The following is a 15,291-nucleotide window of genomic DNA, read 5'->3' as shown; positions in this document are numbered from 1 at the left end:
AATGATCCAATACGGTGATCGACAGGCACTTTTTAATTGATGAAAGTTGAATTTAGAAAAAGATTTCCACCCATATCTTCAGAGAAGTTCCGAGAATGAGCAGGGCCAGAATCCATTGGAGTATTTTAACATTCATCTTCTGTCCCACTTTTGCGCCGATCGGTGCTGCGATGAGGCTCGCAACTATCATGATGGCTGCAGGCCCATAGAGCACCTGATCGGTGACTACCTTACCGATCGTAGTGCCGATGGAGGAAATGAAGGTGACGGCGAGACTGGTGGCGATGGTTACCCGGGTGGGTATTTTAAGCACGACAAGCATGATCGGTACGAGAATGAATGCTCCGGCCGCACCGACGATGCCGGCCGCAGCACCGGTAATGAACGCAAGTGCTGCAGCCAGAGGTCCATTGAAATCAAGGGTATCACCCGGGTTGAATGGCACTTCCTTTTTTGGCAGGAACATCATGACGACAGCGATGGTGGCAAGTATCGCATATACGAAGTCTATCTGGGTCTCTGTAAGGAACTCTGACCCGTATCCGCCGAGCAGACTGCCGATCAGAATGGCACTCCCCATATAGATGATCAGCCTCATATTCAAGTAGCCGCTGCTCTTATATGCCCATACGCCAGCGATGGTTGCGAAAATGACCTGGACGGCGCTGATGCCGGCGACTTCATGAGAGGTGAATGCGGCAATACCGAGCATGGAAGGGATATAGAGCAGCATGGGATACTTGATGATTGACCCGCCGATGCCTACCATCCCGGAGATGAAGGAACCGATGAATCCGATCAGGAATATGATGATTATAAATGAAGTGTCCATTACCTCATCGCTTCTTTAATGCCGCCATAGCCTTTTTCTATATTGACGACGTTATCGAAGCCGCGTGCTTTAAGTGCACTCATTGCGATGGCTGAACGTACACCGGACTGGCAGTGGACATAGACTGTGTCGTCTGTGCTGAATGGCACTTCTTTATCATCGAGATGTCCAAAGTGGACATGATGCGCATTATCAAGGTTGCCTTCCTTGTACTCGGAAGTGGAGCGGACGTCCAGAATATGATTGTTTTTATAGTTCTCGACGAAGTCTTCAGGAGTGACATTTTCATAGGAATCATCGAAGTACTTGTCCGCTTTGTCTTCAGGCACAATCAGTTCAAGATTATCGAAACCGATGGACGCAAGGTCTTCCTGGAGTGTTCTGCTATCTTCAGGGTCTGCAATTACTGTCATTGGCCGGTCATAATCCACATACCAGCCAGCAAACTGAAGGAATTTATCATTGTATGGGATGTTGATGGCGCCTTTTTTGAACCTTTTTTTGAATGCTTCCTTGCTTCTGAGGTCGAACAGCTGGCCTGGAAGCGTACCAGGTGTCGCCACTTCTACTGTCTTCACCTTGAATTCGGGCAGACCTTCCTTATTGACCTTCTTCATCTGTGCAAAGTAGCTTGGCGGCTCCGGCTGGTCACTCGTCAGTTCTTTGATGAAGGCTTCTTTATCCTCGTATTCGAACACCCAGTTGTTCTTGCGCTCATATCCAAGAGTGGACAGCGGCACTGCACCAAGGGATTTGCCGCACGCACTGCCGGCACCATGACCAGGCCATACTTGCATGAAGTCAGGGTAGTCATTCATCTTCTTGAGGGAATCGAACATTGCGTTGGCACCTGCTTCGGTCGTCCCTTCCATGTTGGCCGCTTCTTCAAGCAGATCCGGACGGCCGATGTCACCAACGAATAGAAAGTCTCCAGTGAAGATGCCCATCGGTTCGTCGCTGCCACCTCCGCGGTCGGTCAGCACGAAAGAGATGCTTTCCGGGGTGTGACCTGGTGTGTGGATGACTTTCAGTTCGACATTGCCGACATTGATGATGTCGCCGTCTGTAAGGTAGACGGTATCTTCCGGCATATTTTCGTATTTCCAGTTGTCATCGCCTTCATCAGATACATATGCTGTCGCATTGAAGCGTTTTGCAGCGTCGCGCAGTCCGGAAGCGAAGTCTGCGTGTATGTGTGTTTCCGTCACCTGGGTGATGTTGAAACCTTCTGCGTTTGCGACTGCTTCATATTCACCAATCACACGCTTTGGATCGATGATGATTGCCTCTTTTGTCTTCTGGCAAGCGACCATATAGGATGTCTGTGCCAGTTTTTTATCGAAGAATTGTTTAAAGAACATTGATATGCACTCCTTGGAATTTTAATTGGTTGTCGGGGACGCGCAGGGCAGTCTGTTCAATTATATGAACAGGTTCAGGTTGCCGTTTTCTGCATCGCCGAGGTAGGTGCCTACGCCGCCGAAATTGATATTAGGCAGCAGTTCATCTTTTTCAATGGCCATGATATCCATGCTCATTGTGCAGGCGACCATTTTGACTCCGAGTTTATCCGCCTTGTCGATCATTTCAGTAAGCGCGTCGACTTTTTTCTTTTTCATTACATATTGGATCATTTTGGAGCCGAGCCCGAACATGTTCATGTTGGATATAGGCAGTTTCGCAGCGGATTTAGGCATCATCATGCTGAAGGCCTTGTCCAGGCCGGATTTCTTCTTTTTCGGTGCTTTTGGATCCTTGATGACATTCAGTCCCCAGAACGTGAAGAACATGGTGACATCTTTGCCCATGCTTTTTGCGCCGGTCGCAATGATGAATGAAGCCAGTGCCTTGTCCATATCACCACTGAATACGACCATCGTTGCACCATCTTTCGTTTCGACCATCTGATGGCCTTCGCCATCGGTTTTGGCCTGTGGTTTGTTTTTCTTGAGCACTACTACAACTTTGTCTTCCGAACGTTCATTTTTAAGAATGGAATTTCCAGTCTTGCGGGCCCATGCTTCGACATCCGTGCAGAATCCGAAATCTGTAACCGTGATTTCCATCTGCTGTCCTGGTTCGAGTGCTCCCATCACTTCATTGACCTTGAGGAGAGGGCCGGGACATTGGAGTCCACTTGCTTCCACTTTTATTCGGTTGGGATCAATTTCAATGCTTCCATCCTGTGCATCTGAATCTTCCACTTCATCTGCGCTGTTATACCTGCCTGTGTATGCAGAGTAGCCTTCCTCAAGGTTTACTGCATCAAAGCCATTACGCTCCAGTATTTCTACAGCATTTGCACCACGCTGTCCACGTTGGCAGTAGACATGGATTCTCCTATCCTTGGGCAGTGATTCAAGATGTTCTTCAATTTCATTCACGGGTATATTGTCTGCTTCGGCAATGTGTCCCATCTCGTATTCAAAAGGTTCTCTGACGTCCAGCAGATATCCGTTTTCCTTGACCAGTTGGTCGGCATCGCTGATGTGATAATTTGTTTGTGTCCTACTCATATTAGGAATCATCCTCCTGTTTTTTTAATACCTATAGGGGTATATTAGCACCCTCTTCATTCTTTGTCAAATACCCATTGGGGTATATTTTGATTTAAATAAAAACAGATGATCACATCATCTGCTCTTATTGAGTAGTTCAACTGCTTCTTTCACCAGTTCATCGGTATCTTCGTCCGGGTTGTTCATGGTTTCTTTGACACATTGTACAAGATTCTCGCTGACAATGACATTCATCGTCCGATTGAGTGCGCTTTTGGCTGCGCTTAACTGAGTGACGACATCTTTGCAGCTTTTACCTTCTTCAATCATTTTCAGCGCACCATTGATCTGTCCTTGAAGACGGTTGATCCTGTTGACAATGGCTTTATCGTAAGTAGCCTGCATTTCAAGTTCGGTCATCAAACTCACCTTCCTGTATGGTTTATTGTCTTCATTATAAATCTGCTGGCACAATAAGTCAAATACCCCTATAGGTATAAAGGGTTAGGATGGATCAATGTGTTTACAGTCACCAGGTATCTTAACGTCGTCTTAAAGAAGTTTGGAAAAGGGCTGAAAGTTTAACCGTTGTTGCCGAAAACTGAATAGAATGATAAGATTGCACCAACAAGTAAAAGGGGTGAACTTTGGGCCGATGAAAAAATAATCCTTATTCTAAACGACAACATAATACGTCATGGTCTATTTCGTGATGGAAATTTATGTTGGAATAAGGGTTATATCGGATAAAGTGGGCAAGTACGTGTATTTGCCGTACCTATTTTTGGATATATGCGCCTTATTCCGACAGGGAAAGAGGTGCTTTTTTATGTTGGAAATAAATAGCTTAACATTGGAAGTCGAAGGGGAGCAGCTGCTGCATGTGGATCAGGCGCGGGTCGCAAGTCCGACGATCATCGGGCTGATCGGTGATAACGGGTCGGGAAAGACGACGCTGTTCCGGCATATCGTAGAGATGCATGATAACGTCACATATGTTCCACAGATCAAGGAGACAGAAGACACGAAGAGTGGTGGAGAGACGACCAAGCAGTATCTGCTTGATGGATTGAAGCAGTACAGCCAGGTGCTCCTGCTTGATGAACCGACGACCCATCTGGATGAAAACAATATCAAATGGCTGACAGGAAAGCTGAAGCGTTACGATGGCATCGTGGTCGTCATTTCACATGACCGGCATTTTTTGGATCAGGTGGCACGGGAGATCTGGTCAATTGAACAGAAAGAACTGTTCAAATATCCTGGCAATTATACTAAATTCAAACAGATCCAGGACGAGAAGCTTAGACGCCAGCAGGAGGAATACCGCCGGTATATGAATGAGAAAAAAGCCATTGAAGATAAGATCAGACGGAAGAATGATCAGGCGGCACGATCGAATGTTGCGGAAGGTGTCGATCACGGGGATAGCGGATCGAGTCCGTATTTCAACAGACTGCAGAAGAAACTGCACAGTACATCGAAGGCGATGGCATCCAGGCTCGATCATCTGGATGAAAAGGAGAAGCCGGTCGAGGATAAGGAGATCTTTTTCCATAGTGCTACTGAAAACAAATACGGCAACAAGATGATCATCCGTTTCGATTCGAGTGTCGGTGTCGGAGATAGGACGCTGATAAAAGATCCCGGTCTATATATCCGCAATGGAGAAAAGGTGGCCATCAGCGGACCGAATGGCAGTGGCAAGACGACGCTCATCAACCAGATTGTCTCCAAGTACAATGAACAGCTGAACATCGGCTATTTTCATCAGAACCTGGAAGGGCTGGATGAGGAGAGAACCATCCTCGAGAATGTGATGGATACGGCCATCTATGACGAAACGACAGTGCGGATCATACTGGGACGGCTCAATATCCGGCGGGACGATGTTTATAAGCCGGTCAGGCTGATCAGTGGAGGAGAGCGCATCAAAGTTCAGCTGGTTAAGATACTGGTCATGGATGCGGATATCCTGATTTTGGATGAACCGACCAACTATCTCGATGTCAGTTCGGTTGAAGCACTGGAATCCATGATTGCGAACTACCCGAATGCAGTCATCACCATCAGCCACGACAGGCGGTTCAAGGAGAATGTAACGGATAAGGAATATGTCATTAAAGACAAGACACTGAAAGAGAATGTGACAGTACGTCCTAGAGACGATACTGACGAAGCATTGATGGTGGTAGAAAATAAAATCTCCCAAGTGATCGGTGACATGGCCGATGGTTCCACAGAAGCACTGGATAGGGAATTTAAGGAGCTGCTTGCGGAGAAGAAGCGGCTGGTAAGTGAGCGGAAATAAAACCGAAAGACAATTACCTTCTGCACAGCTCAGGCATATGAGATATTCAGCCATTAAATGAAATGTAAAGCTCCCCTGATCTACAAAAAGTAGGTTGGGGGAGCTTCATAGTTTAGCAATTTATTTATATAGTGAGTGGGTTCAATTTCTTTTTAAAGCATGGATCCCAGGTCAGAAGAGGCAGTCGGGTACGCATAGATCATCTGTTTAAGGTCCTCTGTCTTCAGCTTGAACTGGATCGCAGTGGCAAAGTGATTGATGAGTTCATCTGCTTCCCGGCTGAGCAGGTGGGCGCCGAGCACCTGATCTTTATCTTCATCGATAATGATTTTGACCATTGCGTATTTTTCATTCGTCCGCTTGTAGGTATACCATTCCGAAGTGTCGATCTTATTGACTCTGATGTTGTAGCCTTGATCTCTGGCCGCTTCTTCCGACAGTCCGACTGCAGACAGTTTCGGAAGCGTAAATACAACACTCGGCATCACTGTATAGTCGGGGGTCTGTTTATTTTCATTGAGTAGATTGGATGCTACAACCTGGGATTCCATTGAGGCAATCGGTGTCAGGGGCAGTCCCTTCGTGGCTGCTGCATCTCCCGCCGCATAGATACGGGGATTGCTGGTGCTTTGCAGATGTTCATTGACAGAGATCCCTTTTTTCTCCCAGTCGACATTTCCTTTTTCAAGATTCAGATCATCGATTTCAGGGGCGCGACCGGCGCCATGGACGACAAGGTCACCTTCCAGTTTGAATGAGTCATCATTTTTCACACCTTCGATCGTAAGGGAAGATCCAGCTTTCTCAATGGATTTCACTTCTGTGTTCAAGTGAACCTGAATACCGTTCTCTTCGGAACTTTTCACGAGGAGATCGACCAGCTCCGGTTCAAAGTTTTTAAGCGGTCTTTCACCCCGTTGGATGATGTGCACTTCGGCACCCGCACGGGCTGCGATATGGGCAAACTCGAACGAGATGTATCCGCCACCTACAAAAATTACTTTTGAAGGCAGCTCGTCCAGTTCCAGAAACTCATCGCTGTATGTCAGATGCTCGAGCCCTTCGATCGGCAGCTCGACCGGCTTTGCACCACTTGCAATCAGAATGTGCTTGCCTGTCAGCTGATCATCCTTGACCTGAATTGTTTCTTCATCTACAAAGGAAGCCCGTCCATGGAACATATGGATACCTGCCTCATGCAGCTTCTTGGTTGTTCCTTCAGGTATCGGTTCTGTGAATGTCCGCTTGAACGCCATCAATTCGGACCAGTTGATGGACGCGCCAGGATCCAGACCTTTGCCCCGCATTCTTTCGGCATCGTCGATCATTTCTGCTGCCCCTACGAGTACTTTTTTAGGATCGCACCCTCTCAGTGGACAAGTGCCACCGTAAGGGCGGGAATCTATCACGGCTACTTCCCATCCTGCATCCCTGCACTTCATCGCAGCAGTCGTCGCAGCAGAACCTGTACCGACTACAATCAGATCAAAATTCATTGTCATTTAGACAGCTCCTATCCAGATTAAATGGTTTATTACATCTCTTCTCTGAAATAAAGAAGGTTAAACGCATATTCCATGTATTTTCACCTCGGTATCAGTCCTTCCAATGGTCGAAAAGCGGACCGTTCTGGCCGAATACAGGATCAAATTCCGGAAGCGGAACCTCTTTGATATTGACCAATTTTTCAGGTCTTTCTTCGGCTTTTCCATAGTTCATGTCGAAGCTGATGCCACCGGGGTAGGCGCCGTAGTTCGCGTAATCTTCGCTTGCTTCGATTTTCTTGTGGCCATAGCCGGCAGGCAGGATGATAACGTCTCCCTTCTCCGCCTCAACCGTTTCACCCTGTTCGCCACCGAGCTGCAGTGTCGCTCTTCCTTCTTTCACTGCAAGCACTTCATGGGTGTTGCTGTGGTAATGATGGAAAGGGTGGACGGATCCAAGCCAATCCCCGGACCAGTCGTTCGCATTCAGAACTCCTGGAATGTCATCGCCCTCCTCAAACACATTCTTATAGAGCAGTAGGGGAAGTCCCGGATTATTAGGTATGCTGCCGTCATCTTCTATTTTCAGTGGAATGATCTCAACACTTTCAATCCTTTTCATATATTTCCTCCTTTATAGTGCTTGTTAACCTTTTACCTCCTGAATTTAAGAATAATCATGATACAGGGGAGGAATGATTATGATGAAACCAAGATGGCTTTGGATGTGGCAAATAACGCTTCCGTTACTGAATGAAAATAGCGGAGGTGGTATAATACACTTAAAGGTATACATATAACTAATAGGGAGGTGACATCGATGGCCAAAGTAGAAATGAAAGTGAATCCTGCGGTTATCAGGCACTACGTAGATCAGTCCAGATATGACGTAGAGTTTTTAAAAACTCAGAACACATTATCCAATATTGAGAAGTGGCTTGATGGTACTAGGCAGCCGACCTTGAGACAACTCGAGAATCTTGGGAAGAAGTTGAGCATTCCTCTAGGCTACCTGGTGCTTGATGAGCCGATTGATGATACACCTCCTATTCTGGATTACAGAACAGTGGACTCCCTTGAGAACAACAAAGGGTCCAGAGAACTGATCGACACAATAAAGTTTGCACAGCAGCAGCAGGAATTTGTATCCGAGTATCGTAGGAATAATGGATTTGAGGCGCTGAGATATGTTGAATACTTCAACTTGGAGTCTCCTGTTGAAACAATTGTCGAATTTTCCAGAAGCCTGTTCGACATTGATGCACACTGGCAGAGAGGACTGAATGGCAAGGAGCCATTCAAGTACTTTAGAGAAAAATTGAGCCAGCTCGGGATTCTGGTGCTAGTCAATGGCATCGTAGGCCAGAACACCCATAGAACATTGGATATAGAGGAATTCCGTGCCTTCGTAATTATAGACAGGTATGCACCAGCAATCTTCATCAATACCAATGATTCCAGAAACGGGCAGGTATTTTCCATGCTTCATGAATTTGCCCATATTCTATTCGGTGAAAATGAAGTCTATAATGCCAGCGTCAAGCTGCATGGCACACCTTCTCCCATGGAGCAGAAGTGTAATCAGTTCGCCTCTGAAATACTTATGCCCAACCATGTATTCCTAGAGCAATGGGAAGCTGTAAATGATAAAGACCCACTGGAGACAGCAACAGAATTAGCAAAAACTTTTAAAGTCAGCTCCACAGTAACCGCCAGAAAAGCTCTGGACAATGGATTGATTAAAGAAGAAATCTTTAACAGCATTGCAGAAAAAAATCATGAAGGATTCAAACAGGGCAAGAATAAAGCGAAGGAAAGCAACTCTGGCGGGCATTACTGGAACAACCTGAATTATAAACTTGATCCTGTTGTGTACAAGACTGTCCGCAACAGCTTTTACGAAGGTGACTTGCAATTTACCCAAGCTTTAAAGTTATTGAACATAAGTGCCAGGGCATTCCACAAGTTGGATAATCAGAATGATTTAGATTAGCGGAGGGATAGAATGGAGTTTATTATGGATGCCAACACGTATATTGATGCACACCGACGAAGCTATCCTTTCGATCTGTTCCCTGGTTATTGGGAAAGAATCGTTCTGTACTCAAAGAAAGGCTCTATTAAACTCAATACTCATGTCTATAATGAAATTGCTCAAGAAGATAAAGAACCTTTAAAAGATGATCTGCAATTATGGCTTGAAAATGAGTTTGAAGGAGAGAATCTAAAAGTTTCTCAAGATGTGGTCGATACATGGATCCGTATAATCAATTATGTTGGTGAATCGGATTTATATAATCAAAAAGCCCTCGATGCCTGGGCTGATGGAAGTGTCGCAGACCCTTGGATTATAGCAACCGCAAAGGTACATGACCTGACAGTTGTTACGATGGAAACAAAGCATGGGAACTTATCTTCAGGTAGTCCGACCAAAGCGGTAAAGGTTCCTGATGTCTGTGAAGCTTTCGATGTTCGTTGTCTGACTTTGCCGGAGATGCTGAGACAGTTGCAGTTTGAGTTATAGAAGGTTGTGTATCTGTAATTAGAGGATATATTTTGAGAAATCCAAAAAAAAGAGGATACTCCAGGTAGAATTGCATCCTGGCTATCCTCTTTCATGGTTTCATTTAATTCTAGAAATCAACTTCGTTCGGATTCATGCCGGAGAAGCCGACGTTTTCCATTGCGTCCATCTGTTTCATGTCTTCATCAGAAATTTCGAAGTCGAATACGTGGGTGTTCTCTTCGATTCTTTCCGGAGTGACAGATTTCGGTAATGGCAGTGCGCCGTTCTGCAGTACATATCTGATGCACAGCTGTGCAACTGATTTGTCGTATTTCTCGGCGATTTCTTTCAGAGATTCATCTTCAAGCAGGCGGCCGGATCCGATCGGGCTCCATGCTTCAACGAGGATGTCATATTGCTTGCATAGGTCGACCACGCCATCCTGCGTGTGGCCCGGATGGTATTCAATCTGGTTGACCATCGGTTTCACTTCAGTTTCAAGGAGTGGCTCCAAATGCTGTGTCATGAAGTTGGATACGCCGATTGCCTTGATTTTCCCTGCTTCATAGAGTTCCGTCATGGCTTTCCAAGTTTCACGGTTGATCTCTTCCCAGTTGTCGAACTGCTTTTCGTTCGCTGGCCAGTGGATCAGGTAGAGGTCAAGGTAGTCTGTACCAAGCTCTTTCAACGTCTGCTCGAAAGCCGCTTTCGTCTTGTCGTATCCACGATCTGCATTCCACAGTTTGCTTGTGATGAAAAGGTCTTCGCGGGCGACGCCGGATTCCTTGATGGCCTTGCCGACGCTGCCTTCATTTTTATATGCTGCGGCTGTATCGATATGGCGATAGCCGGATTCGATGGCTTTCTTCACAGAGTTTACTGCCGTCTCTCCATCTGGTGTCTGCCAAGTTCCAAAACCGACACATGGAATTTCAGTGCCATTGGCTAGTGTGAACGTATCTGTCAATTTCTGCATATCTGTTGCCTCGCTTTGTCATTTAATGTTTGGTACACATGAATTATATACCATTCCTAGAGCATCTCAAACTTAAGAAGATCGAGAACGCCGCTGGATGGGCTCGGGAAGGCAAAGATCATGCTGGAAAGGTCTTTCACTGTGACCTGCTGATTTACAGCAAATGTCAATACGTTGACGAGGTCTGCTGCATCATTGCCGTAGATTTCAACGCCAACGAGCTGCTTGTTCTGATTGAGAACGATGTCCATTTCCGCTTCTGTCTCATTCTTATATTCGAACACCATGCGTTCACCGAACTTCACCCTCTTCACAGTGTAGCTGTCATCTTCTTTCGCCTCAGCTACGGTGACACCAATGGAAGAAAGTCGTGGGAGCGTATAGAGTACCATCGGGATGGCAGGGTACTCGATCGGGTCCGGATTCATACCGAGAATATGTGCTGCGATATAATCCGATTCGAACGTCGCTGTCGGTGTCAGTTTCGGAATGTCCTTATCGAGCACATCACCACTGGCATAAATATTTGTTTTTGCAGTGCGCAGGAAACCGTCGACTTCGACACCTTTCTTGGAATAGCGGACCCCCGCATTCTCAAGCCCAATGCCTGCCACATTCGGCACGCGACCTGTCGCATCGACGATATAGTCCGTACCCATATTCAAGCCGGATTCGGTCTTGAGCGTATAGTCCTTTTCATTTTTGACAATCTCGGTTGTACTTTCATTGGAATGGAACTGGACACCTTCCGCTTTCAGCTTGTCCATCAGTTTGTCGACATGACCTGTGTGGAAGCCCTCCAGGTATTCGTCCGAGTGGTTGATGATGTGTACTTCGGCACCCGTCTTGATGGCGATGGAAGCAAATTCGAACGTAATGATGCCGCCGCCGATGAATGTAATGCGTCCAGGCATTGCTTCAAGGTCCATGAACTCACGGCTCGTATGCGTGTATTCCTTGCCTGTAATATCCAGTACATTACTGTGCTGGCCGGTTGCGATGACGATATTATCTGAAGTCAATGTCTTGCCATCCACTTCAATCGTATGTGCATCCTGCAGCCTGCCGTATCCCATATGGATGTCGATGCCGGCATGTTCCATCATCTGCTGCATGCCGTCAGACATCGGATTGATGACCTGCTTCTTATACTCCATGAGTGACGGCCAGTCGACCGTGACATCCTGACTGAGAATGCCTTTATAGTGTCCTAGTTCCTCAAGTACTTCAAATGGTCCTTCAAGCAGAATCTTCGGATTGCAGCCGTAATTCGTACATGTGCCTGCGATTGTATCTTTCTCGATGATTGCGACACTTTTTCCTGCCTGTCTGAGTGTCAATGCTGCATGCCATGCCGCATGGCCACTTCCGATGAATGTAACATCATAATCATGATTTGCCATTGCTGTCATTCCTCCATTTTTGATTCATCCGTCAATAAAGTTCTGAGTGCCATCTCGAGCTGGCTGATTGTTTCCTGTGTATCGTTGTACTGGTCGATATCGAGGTGTTCCTTGCCGATGCACTCGGCAATCGCCTGCTGGATCGGTCCTTGTGATTTCTGACCTTCAGCAGTCAGATGGACCGTCAGCTGCCGTCTGTCATGGGTGGATTTCTCACGCGTCAGCCAGCCGGCGTCCTCCATCCGTCGGAGCAGGGGTGTCAGCGTATTGCTTTCCAGATAAAGGGCATCCCCAATCTGGTGCAGCGTCTGCCCATCTTCCTCCCACAGTGCCATCAGCACCAGATACTGTGAATAGGTCAATCCGAAATCCGAAAGTGCGCGCTGGTAGAACTTCGTAAAGAGCCGACTCGTATTGTAGACCGAAAAGCAGAGCTGGTTGGCCAGTCTGATGTGATCTGTCTGCAAATCATTCACCTACTTTCAATCGTGCGCGATTAATTAAAGTGTAGAGCAGCGCGGATGCAGTTTCAAACATTCTGCTTCAAAGAATTGATGGAAGGTGTCACATCCTCTATTATTAAGGAAAGATGAATGACGCAACTGGAGGAATACGATGAATAAGAAGGAAAGAAGTGCTGCACTCGTCAGTGAATATGCAGCACTGATTCGCTGCCCGGTATGTGGCGGGGATATGCATGTCGATTCACTGGCCAGCCTCACATGCAGCACCAATCATGCATTCGACTTTGCCAAGCAGGGCTATGTCAATATGCTGAATAAGCCGGTGACTACGCAATACGATCAGGCACTGTTTAAGAACCGACGGGACTTCATTTTGGAGAGCGGCTTCTATGAGAAGATGCATGAAGCGGTTGTGGATATCATGCATCGCCTCGACACCGATGATATGACCGTACTCGATGCAGGCAGTGGGGAAGGGTCTCATATGGAAAGGATACTGGCAAAAGTTGAAGGGAAACACATCGGCTTCGGTATCGACATCGCCAAGGAAGGCATTCTGATTGCAGCCAAAAACTATCCCGACTCGATCTGGTTTGTCGGGGATCTGGCGAACCTTCCGCTTAAAGACGGTAGCTGTGATGTCATACTGAACATCCTGTCGCCCGCCAACTACAGCGAATTCAACCGGGCGATCAAACCGGGAGGCATCGTCATCAAAGTCGTACCACAGTCCGGCTACTTGGGAGAACTGCGTGAAGCACTGTACAGGGATACGGATAAAGCCGAATATGATAATGCGGGTACAGTCTCGCTGTTCGAAGAGAACTTCGAAGTGCTGGAACGTGTTCAAGTAAAAGAAAAGGTGATGCTTGATCGTACGTCCCTCGCGAATCTGATCCATATGTCGCCGCTCGCGTGGAATCATGAAGCGGGAGAGCTGGATGATTTCATTTCAGAGGAAAGGCCGGTGACCATCGATCTTGAGATACTGGTCGGCAGGTCTGTCATCAGTGTTTAGCTTCACACCCCTTGAGGTAAAGTATAATCGTATTCAAGATAATGCTTAGGAGGGGTAGAATGGCAGATCAGAATAATGATAATCGTGGGAACTACTTCGAGAAAAGAGAAGGTACGAGTGATGCACGCTACCACGTCGTGCCCGGTGACGATAAGAAATGGGCAGTGAAAGAAGAAGGTAAGGACGATCCGGTCTATACATCGGATGATAAGAATGAAGCTGTGGATGAGGCAAAGAAGAGAGCAGAGGAAGCGGGCTCCAAAGCAATCATTCATGATGACGAAGGGACAATCGAAGAACAGATTGAATACGACCAGTAATCGATCGATCTCGAATTCGAGGTGGGAAAGACATTCAAGGTATTGGATGTCTTTTTTATTTTTAGGGCACTTTTGATGACCCCATGAGAGGCTTCCATCGGTTTCTCTATTTAAAACCATCACTCATAGGGTAGAATGAAAGAAAAGCAGAGAAAGACCTTTGCAGAAAGAGAAGGTGCACAAATGGACCAGTGGTATAAGATAGACAATACAGGTAAAATTTTTCATGCGGTCTCAAGTGCCACCAATTCCTCTGTATTCCGGGTCTCCATGATATTGAAGGAAACGATAGAGCCAGACTGCCTGCAGAAGGCGCTTGATATCGTGGCGATACGTTTCCCTACGCTCACTGTCCGTGTGCGTAAAGGGGTGTTCTGGGACTTCATGGAATATAATGATGCGCCGCTTCATGTGAAAAAGGAGTCGGACTATCCGTGTGCGCCCATTGATACGAAAAGCAACAATGCCTATCTCATCCGTGTTCTGTATTTCGATAGACGAATTTCAGTCGAGATCTTCCATTCGCTGACGGATGGGGGTGGCGCGGTTGAATTTTTGAAGACATTGGTCTATCAGTATTTGATATTGAAGGGGGAGAGTGTTGCTGCAGAAGGTGCGGTACTATTGCCGGAAGATCCTCCGAATAAAGAGGAGATCGAGGATAGTTTTGAACGTTACTCGACGGGACGTTCAGAAAAGCGATCGGGCAGCAGAGGCGAGAAAGCGTTTCAGATCAAAGGCACTGCTTTTAACCCCCTTGGCATAAATGTAATTCACGGAGTGGTTGATGCATCCGGTCTCAATGCATTTGCCAAGCGCCACGGAACTTCGCTCACCGGCTTCCTGATGAGTGTGTTGATCCACGTCATCCATACAGAAAAGATGACCCGCGGAAAATCGGAAGAAAAAGTTGCGATTGCACTACCGATCAGTCTGCGTCGGCAGTTCCCCTCCATGACCTTGAGGAATTTCTTTTCTGTCGCAAACATCGGCGCCCATGTGGATGATCATGTGACATTTGATGACATCATCAAAGAAGTGACCGGACAGTTGAAGGAACGGACGGACAAGGAAGCCCTGCAGGCCAATATCAACCGCTTCGTATCACTCCAGAGCAGCCTTTGGACAAGGCTCACCCCTGTCGTACTGAAATACCCTGCGATGCGACTCGGGTTCAATCAGTTTGGTGAAAGGGCGAAGACGATGACGCTGTCGAACCTCGGCAATGTAAAAATGCCTGAGTCCATGGCACCTCATATAGAAAGAATGGATGTGGTGCTGTACCCGACCCGCAATAGTCCGATCAACTGCGGTCTTGTCACATTGAATGATCAGTTGACGATCACGTTTGCACGGTCGATTGAGGAGAATGATATCATTACGGCATTCTTCAGGGAACTGAGGCGGCTGACGGGCTTCGAAATAGCGATCTACTCGAATGATTGGGGGGAGGAGACATGAATCGCTGCACGCATTGCG

General features: G+C 46.9%; 15 protein-coding genes. 6 read left to right on the top strand and 9 right to left on the bottom strand.

Translation table 11 applies throughout. From position 1 onward, the window contains the following. Positions 1 to 52: 52 nt before the first annotated feature. The 4 genes from GQ671_RS12160 to GQ671_RS12145 all read right to left on the bottom strand — a co-directional run bounded on the left by GQ671_RS12160 (position 53) and on the right by GQ671_RS12145 (position 3,735). Positions 53 to 832 carry a sulfite exporter TauE/SafE family protein gene (locus GQ671_RS12160; protein WP_160657644.1) on the bottom strand — a complete coding sequence of 260 codons (780 nt, stop codon included), beginning with the start codon at positions 830 to 832 and terminating at the stop codon, positions 53 to 55. Further along, positions 832 to 2,193, bottom strand: a complete 1,362-nt coding sequence (locus GQ671_RS12155) for an MBL fold metallo-hydrolase (protein WP_160657642.1) — start codon at positions 2,191 to 2,193, stop codon at positions 832 to 834. The genes GQ671_RS12160 and GQ671_RS12155 overlap by 1 nt, the downstream gene beginning before the upstream one ends. 60 nt (positions 2,194 to 2,253) lie before the next feature. After that, a complete protein-coding gene (locus GQ671_RS12150; protein ID WP_160657640.1) occupies positions 2,254 to 3,348 on the bottom strand; it encodes a DsrE/DsrF/DrsH-like family protein in 1,095 nt (364 codons plus the stop codon). A 117-nt stretch (positions 3,349 to 3,465) separates the two neighbouring features. Continuing rightward, entirely contained in the window at positions 3,466 to 3,735 is a 270-nt protein-coding gene (locus GQ671_RS12145; protein WP_237605974.1) for a metal-sensitive transcriptional regulator, read from the bottom strand. Positions 3,736 to 4,183: 448 nt separating this feature from the next. Here GQ671_RS12145 and abc-f point away from each other — a divergent pair, with 448 nt between their 5' ends. Beyond that, positions 4,184 to 5,641 (top strand): ribosomal protection-like ABC-F family protein, encoded by a 1,458-nt coding sequence (gene abc-f / locus GQ671_RS12140; RefSeq protein ID WP_211364920.1) that lies wholly within the window; start codon positions 4,184 to 4,186, stop codon positions 5,639 to 5,641. A 152-nt stretch (positions 5,642 to 5,793) separates the two neighbouring features. On the opposite strand, the gene GQ671_RS12135 is transcribed toward abc-f, so the two are convergent. Both GQ671_RS12135 and GQ671_RS12130 read right to left on the bottom strand, forming a co-directional pair. Further along, positions 5,794 to 7,143 carry a dihydrolipoyl dehydrogenase family protein gene (locus GQ671_RS12135; RefSeq protein ID WP_160657635.1) on the bottom strand — a complete coding sequence of 450 codons (1,350 nt, stop codon included), beginning with the start codon at positions 7,141 to 7,143 and terminating at the stop codon, positions 5,794 to 5,796. 94 nt (positions 7,144 to 7,237) lie between these two features. Beyond that, a complete protein-coding gene (locus GQ671_RS12130; protein WP_160657632.1) occupies positions 7,238 to 7,747 on the bottom strand; it encodes a cupin domain-containing protein in 510 nt (169 codons plus the stop codon). Positions 7,748 to 7,945: 198 nt separating this feature from the next. Here GQ671_RS12130 and GQ671_RS12125 point away from each other — a divergent pair, with 198 nt between their 5' ends. Next, positions 7,946 to 9,118, top strand: coding sequence for an ImmA/IrrE family metallo-endopeptidase (locus tag GQ671_RS12125; RefSeq protein WP_160657629.1), 1,173 nt, complete (start codon positions 7,946 to 7,948; stop codon positions 9,116 to 9,118). A 12-nt stretch (positions 9,119 to 9,130) separates the two neighbouring features. After that, positions 9,131 to 9,649 (top strand): DUF4411 family protein, encoded by a 519-nt coding sequence (locus tag GQ671_RS12120; protein ID WP_160657611.1) that lies wholly within the window; start codon positions 9,131 to 9,133, stop codon positions 9,647 to 9,649. A 109-nt stretch (positions 9,650 to 9,758) separates the two neighbouring features. On the opposite strand, the gene GQ671_RS12115 is transcribed toward GQ671_RS12120, so the two are convergent. From GQ671_RS12115 to GQ671_RS12105, 3 genes are read right to left on the bottom strand one after another with little or no spacing between them, the layout of a single operon-like run. Next, a complete protein-coding gene (locus GQ671_RS12115) occupies positions 9,759 to 10,607 on the bottom strand; it encodes an aldo/keto reductase (protein WP_160657608.1) in 849 nt (282 codons plus the stop codon). 56 nt (positions 10,608 to 10,663) lie between these two features. Further along, positions 10,664 to 12,010 (bottom strand): dihydrolipoyl dehydrogenase family protein, encoded by a 1,347-nt coding sequence (locus GQ671_RS12110; protein WP_160657606.1) that lies wholly within the window; start codon positions 12,008 to 12,010, stop codon positions 10,664 to 10,666. A 5-nt stretch (positions 12,011 to 12,015) separates the two neighbouring features. Continuing rightward, positions 12,016 to 12,477: a MarR family transcriptional regulator gene (locus GQ671_RS12105; RefSeq protein WP_160657603.1), complete on the bottom strand. Its 462-nt coding sequence runs from the start codon at positions 12,475 to 12,477 to the stop codon at positions 12,016 to 12,018. A 148-nt stretch (positions 12,478 to 12,625) separates the two neighbouring features. On the opposite strand from GQ671_RS12105, the gene GQ671_RS12100 reads away from it, so the two are divergent. The 3 genes from GQ671_RS12100 to GQ671_RS12090 all read left to right on the top strand — a co-directional run bounded on the left by GQ671_RS12100 (position 12,626) and on the right by GQ671_RS12090 (position 15,273). Next, positions 12,626 to 13,492, top strand: coding sequence for a putative RNA methyltransferase (locus GQ671_RS12100; RefSeq protein WP_160657601.1), 867 nt, complete (start codon positions 12,626 to 12,628; stop codon positions 13,490 to 13,492). A gap of 59 nt (positions 13,493 to 13,551) precedes the next feature. After that, positions 13,552 to 13,812, top strand: a complete 261-nt coding sequence (locus GQ671_RS12095; protein ID WP_160657598.1) for a DUF2188 domain-containing protein — start codon at positions 13,552 to 13,554, stop codon at positions 13,810 to 13,812. Positions 13,813 to 13,995: 183 nt separating this feature from the next. Further along, complete coding sequence (locus tag GQ671_RS12090; RefSeq protein WP_160658014.1) at positions 13,996 to 15,273, top strand: alcohol acetyltransferase; 1,278 nt, start codon at positions 13,996 to 13,998, stop codon at positions 15,271 to 15,273. Positions 15,274 to 15,291 lie beyond the last annotated feature (18 nt).

The sequence above is a fragment of the Salinicoccus hispanicus genome, assembly GCF_009831115.1.
GTDB lineage: Bacteria > Bacillota > Bacilli > Staphylococcales > Salinicoccaceae > Salinicoccus > Salinicoccus hispanicus.
This window is presented reverse-complemented; position numbering and strand designations above follow the sequence as displayed.

Bases quoted from the DNA above. Each gene is read 5' to 3' on its own strand.
- GQ671_RS12160 (WP_160657644.1), bottom strand. From the start codon at position 832: ATGGACACTTCATTTATAATCATCATATTCCTGATCGGATTCATCGGT.
- GQ671_RS12155 (WP_160657642.1), bottom strand. From the start codon at position 2,193: ATGTTCTTTAAACAATTCTTCGATAAAAAACTGGCACAGACATCCTAT.
- GQ671_RS12150 (WP_160657640.1), bottom strand. From the start codon at position 3,348: ATGAGTAGGACACAAACAAATTATCACATCAGCGATGCCGACCAACTG.
- GQ671_RS12145 (WP_237605974.1), bottom strand. From the start codon at position 3,735: ATGCAGGCTACTTACGATAAAGCCATTGTCAACAGGATCAACCGTCTT.
- GQ671_RS12135 (WP_160657635.1), bottom strand. From the start codon at position 7,143: ATGACAATGAATTTTGATCTGATTGTAGTCGGTACAGGTTCTGCTGCG.
- GQ671_RS12130 (WP_160657632.1), bottom strand. From the start codon at position 7,747: ATGAAAAGGATTGAAAGTGTTGAGATCATTCCACTGAAAATAGAAGAT.
- GQ671_RS12125 (WP_160657629.1), top strand. From the start codon at position 7,946: ATGGCCAAAGTAGAAATGAAAGTGAATCCTGCGGTTATCAGGCACTAC.
- GQ671_RS12120 (WP_160657611.1), top strand. From the start codon at position 9,131: ATGGAGTTTATTATGGATGCCAACACGTATATTGATGCACACCGACGA.
- GQ671_RS12115 (WP_160657608.1), bottom strand. From the start codon at position 10,607: ATGCAGAAATTGACAGATACGTTCACACTAGCCAATGGCACTGAAATT.
- GQ671_RS12110 (WP_160657606.1), bottom strand. From the start codon at position 12,010: ATGGCAAATCATGATTATGATGTTACATTCATCGGAAGTGGCCATGCG.
- GQ671_RS12100 (WP_160657601.1), top strand. From the start codon at position 12,626: ATGAATAAGAAGGAAAGAAGTGCTGCACTCGTCAGTGAATATGCAGCA.
- GQ671_RS12095 (WP_160657598.1), top strand. From the start codon at position 13,552: ATGGCAGATCAGAATAATGATAATCGTGGGAACTACTTCGAGAAAAGA.
- GQ671_RS12090 (WP_160658014.1), top strand. From the start codon at position 13,996: ATGGACCAGTGGTATAAGATAGACAATACAGGTAAAATTTTTCATGCG.